At 62.8% G+C, this 3,738-nt stretch carries 5 protein-coding genes and 1 tRNA gene; 3 read left to right on the top strand and 3 right to left on the bottom strand.

The window, feature by feature from the left end:
• The 3 genes from FFT10_RS27450 to FFT10_RS27440 all read left to right on the top strand — a co-directional run.
• The coding region (locus FFT10_RS27450) for a hypothetical protein (RefSeq protein WP_228027348.1) at window positions 1-487 on the top strand (487 nt) is incomplete at its 5' end.
• The gene (locus tag FFT10_RS27445; protein WP_137736070.1) at window positions 480-740 is read left to right on the top strand and encodes a DUF4224 domain-containing protein; all 261 of its coding nucleotides are present in this window, start codon (window positions 480-482) and stop codon (window positions 738-740) included. The genes FFT10_RS27450 and FFT10_RS27445, both read left to right, overlap by 8 nt.
• Window positions 741-742: 2 nt before the next feature.
• Window positions 743-1,720, top strand: coding sequence for a tyrosine-type recombinase/integrase (locus FFT10_RS27440; RefSeq protein ID WP_137736069.1), 978 nt, complete (start codon window positions 743-745; stop codon window positions 1,718-1,720).
• A 30-nt stretch (window positions 1,721-1,750) separates the two neighbouring features.
• On the opposite strand, the gene FFT10_RS27435 is transcribed toward FFT10_RS27440, so the two are convergent.
• The 3 genes from FFT10_RS27435 to FFT10_RS27430 all read right to left on the bottom strand — a co-directional run bounded on the left by FFT10_RS27435 (window position 1,751) and on the right by FFT10_RS27430 (window position 3,690).
• The gene (locus FFT10_RS27435) at window positions 1,751-2,494 is read right to left on the bottom strand and encodes an HNH endonuclease signature motif containing protein (RefSeq protein ID WP_137736068.1); all 744 of its coding nucleotides are present in this window, start codon (window positions 2,492-2,494) and stop codon (window positions 1,751-1,753) included.
• Window positions 2,495-2,711: 217 nt separating this feature from the next.
• Complete coding sequence (locus FFT10_RS28915) at window positions 2,712-2,861, bottom strand: PEP-CTERM sorting domain-containing protein (protein WP_373282620.1); 150 nt, start codon at window positions 2,859-2,861, stop codon at window positions 2,712-2,714.
• A gap of 753 nt (window positions 2,862-3,614) precedes the next feature.
• Window positions 3,615-3,690: transfer RNA gene (locus FFT10_RS27430), tRNA-Phe, on the bottom strand.
• Window positions 3,691-3,738: the final 48 nt, after the last annotated feature.

The following is a 3,738-nucleotide window of genomic DNA, read 5'->3' as shown; positions in this document are numbered from 1 at the left end:
CGCCAGCGGCCACGGCAGGACCGCCACCGCGGCGCCGCGAACCGGAGCCGGCGCCATGCTGACCGCTGAAGCCGGCAACCAGGCGAGCCCCATGGGGCGACCGCTGACGCACCGCGACTGCCTCGCATACGCGCCGCACGGCGCGATGTTGCTGGGCATCTGCCGACCCATGGTGCAGGTCCGGCGCTCGCACCCAACCGGCGCCTACACGCTGTGTGGCCAGGTGGCCGAACTGTCGAACGACAGCGACACCGGGGCAGAGTGGTTCAAGGTTGAAACACCCATCGGCCCAGTGTGGGCGCTGGGCAAGGCCCTGCGCATGTGTTCCGGCGACGGGCGCTGCCATTGCGAGCCGGCGCCGGATGAACCAGACGGTACGACCGGCCCCGCCTCTGCCTCTATAGGCGGCAAGGGTTCTACCGGCCGGGCATCCACCGGGATCAACCAGCCAACCGGCACCGCTGCACCTGGAAGCGCCGATGTCTGACCTGTTCTTGACCCATGCCGAGCTGGTCGACCTGACCGGCTTCAAGGCGCCGCACTGCCAGGCGCGCTGGCTGACCCGTAACCGCTGGCGCTTCGTGCTGAACCGGCACCGGGAACCGAAGGTGGCGCGGCAGCATTTCGCCGACCGCATGGGCTGCGGCGACGGCACCGGCGCCACCGCCAGCCATGCCCACCTGATCAACCAGGCGGCGGCCGGCGAACAGCCGAACTTCGCCGCACTCAATCGACGCTGATCATGGGGCGCCGTCGCACCACCAATCAAGGGCTGCCACCCGGCCTGCACATGAAGGGCGAGCGGTATTACCACGTGACCACCACCACCCCGCGCAAGTGGACCCCGCTAGGCAAAAACCGGGCGCGGGCGCTGCTGGAGTGGGCGCGGATCGCGGGCACCGAGCCAGACCCGAACGTGCGCACCTTCGACGTGATCGCGCAGCGATATGAGCGGGAGGTGATGCCGACCAAAGCGCCCCGCACCCAGAAAGACAACCTGATCGAGCTGGATCGCCTCCGCGCCGTGTTTGGGCGCATGCTGATCGAGGCGATCAAGCCGCATCATGTACGCGGCTACCTGGACAAGCGCGGGCAAAGCGCCAAGGCCCGCGCCAACCGGGAGAAGGCCCTGCTGAGCCACGTGTTCAACAAGGCCCGGGAGTGGGGCTACACCGACGCGCCAAATCCCTGTCAGGGGGTGAAGGGCTTCACCGAGGCCGGGCGTGACCGGTATGTCACAGACGACGAATTCAAGGCCGTGCGCGAGCAGGCAGACCCGACCGTGCGCGACGCGATGGACCTCGCCCTGCTGACCGGCCAGCGGCCGGCCGACGTTCTGAAGATCATGCGCACCGACGTCCGAGATGGCACCCTGTTCGTGGCGCAGAACAAGACCGGGGCAAAGCGGGCAATTGAAATCGTCGGCGAGCTGGCCGAGGTGGTGGAGCGCATCAAAACCCGGCCCCGGGTTCGGCAAAGTGCCTACCTCGTCCAAGACGACGACGGCAAGCCACTGAGCCTGCTAGCGCTGCGCGGGCGGTTCGACAAGGCCCGCAAGGCGGCCGGCGTGTCGTTCCAGTTTCGGGACATCCGGGCCAAAACCGCAAGTGACACTGGTGATCTTGGGCACTCCCAGCGGCTGCTGGGCCACAAGAATCGCGACATGACCGAACACTATGTGCGGGAGCGTATAGGCCAACGTGTGAAGCCGCTTCGATGAATCGGCGGCAATACGCACCGAGGGGCGGCGCTATGAGATCGCCACCCCAACGTGGCAATTGCTCATTACGCAGCCACGCAGGTTGGAATGACTGCCGTTCGCCCAGAATAGATCAAGAGTGTCACGGCTTGCCACGACTCTAACATCGGCAGCCAACATGTCCATCGCCTCTACGACCATTAGGTCGGGCAGTTCGAGCCTCAAACGCAGCGAAATGTGACCCGGCGCGTCGCGGATAGTTATTGCCCCGCCAGAGACATCAACATCCCAATTGGAGGCAAGGGGCCGCCACTCATTCTCTTCGATCTGGAGGCTGATATCACCTTGGGCGTTGTGGAACTGGCCAGAGAGTCGAACTGGGCCGCCGGGGGCATCCGAAGGCTCAATCTTCAATACCGGAATACCTTTAACCAGAAGGGGAATGACACAGCCAACGGCCAAGACACCTCCGATTGCAATCCTGGGCTGACTCGCCCCCATAGCAAAAACTTCGGACGAAAAGCCTTGTCGGAGACAAAAGGGCGCCTTCATGGCCGCCGCGACTGCGCCCTTGTTCAAAAACCGTCTGGTGACTTTGGCATGACACTGTGGGCATAACAGCGCGATGCACTCAGGATCATGGCTCGTAGCCCATGCAAATGGAGGATCAACATGCTCGTACTCGATCAATGCTGAACCACACACCACGCATCCGAAGCCACAAGCCTGCCGAACAAGCCGCTTCACGTTAGCCGGTATGGTCCGCGAGAGCCCATGCTTGTTGGCATCCGACATCGCGACTCCGATCTGTTTGTAGAAGGACGAAAATCATTGTAGAAAAGCCCCGACCGGCGAACCGTGCGGGGCTTTCGTCTAAGCGCTTGTCAGCGCTTAGGTATCGTGGTGGCCTGGGGCGGAATCGAACCACCGACACACGGATTTTCAGTTCTTCCAAGACCAATGCCAACGTGCAGCCGTTACTGCGCGTCACGAACCGAAATCTGACTGAACACTATGGGAGAGCACCTGCCGGTGTTCCGGTCAAACCTCTGCGGTAGGCCGCGCCAGCTAGCAGAACGGCTACCCCCGCCGCCAAGAAAGCTGCTGTCGAGGGTTCTGGGACGGCCAAGACGTCACCATCTCGAATCACAGTGGCGCTCATGCGTGCACGCTGGTCCGTGTGGTGCACGATTCCCACGCCGGTAGCCAAGTAAAAGGCGTCCGGGTTCGGCGGCATCGACATCACTGTTGTGGACATCCAATAGGATGACCGGAAGTTGGAAAAGGGCCCGGGGTTTCTGACTCCACCACCGATATTGCCCAGCGTTGTGAAGTACAGGTTGCCCAGCTCCGACGTACCCCCGAGGTCAAGGTCGTAGCGGCTGCCGGTCATCCTCGGCAATCGCCAACCAGAGACGCCAAACGCTGAGTAGTTCGCCGCCCAGTCCATTGCATCCGCCCAGGTCATGACGCGCGAAGTGCCCAAGTCAGCCAACCAGGTGACATCTAACCGGGTGTCATAGTAGGCATCAGCTTCCCCGTCTCCGTTTGCGTCACGGGGCAACAACGTTGCCCGCCACGAATCAGTGTTCGCTGTCGCTGGCGCTAGGAGGCACGCCATCGCGAGCGGAGCAAACAACTTGGCAGCAGCGTGCCAACGACAGAAGCTCTTCTTGATCATGTGCACAACCCTTTTTAGCCTGCGAATCAGTGACACCAATCATGATCGCAACCGTTCAGGCTTACCACCCCCATGAGGGGGCCGACTCACGTAGCGCGACGCACCGCACCGCACCGCACCGCACCGCACCGCACCGACCACACTTTGTAGAGGGCAGCCCGCAAATGTAGAAAAGCCCCGACCGGCGAACCGTGCGGGGCTTTCGTCTAAGTGCCTGTCAGCACTAGGGATTTTTGGTGGCCTGGGGCGGAATCGAACCACCGACACGCGGATTTTCAATCCGCTGCTCTACCAACTGAGCTACCAGGCCGAGCCTGTGAGTATAGCCTGATTTCGGCGCCGCGCCGCCAGCCTGGCG

The sequence above is a fragment of the Pseudaquabacterium pictum genome (genome assembly GCF_005403045.1).
Lineage (GTDB): Bacteria > Pseudomonadota > Gammaproteobacteria > Burkholderiales > Burkholderiaceae_C > Pseudaquabacterium > Pseudaquabacterium pictum.
The sequence above is the reverse complement of the archived record's forward strand: the minus strand, read 5'-3'. Positions and strand labels throughout refer to the sequence as shown.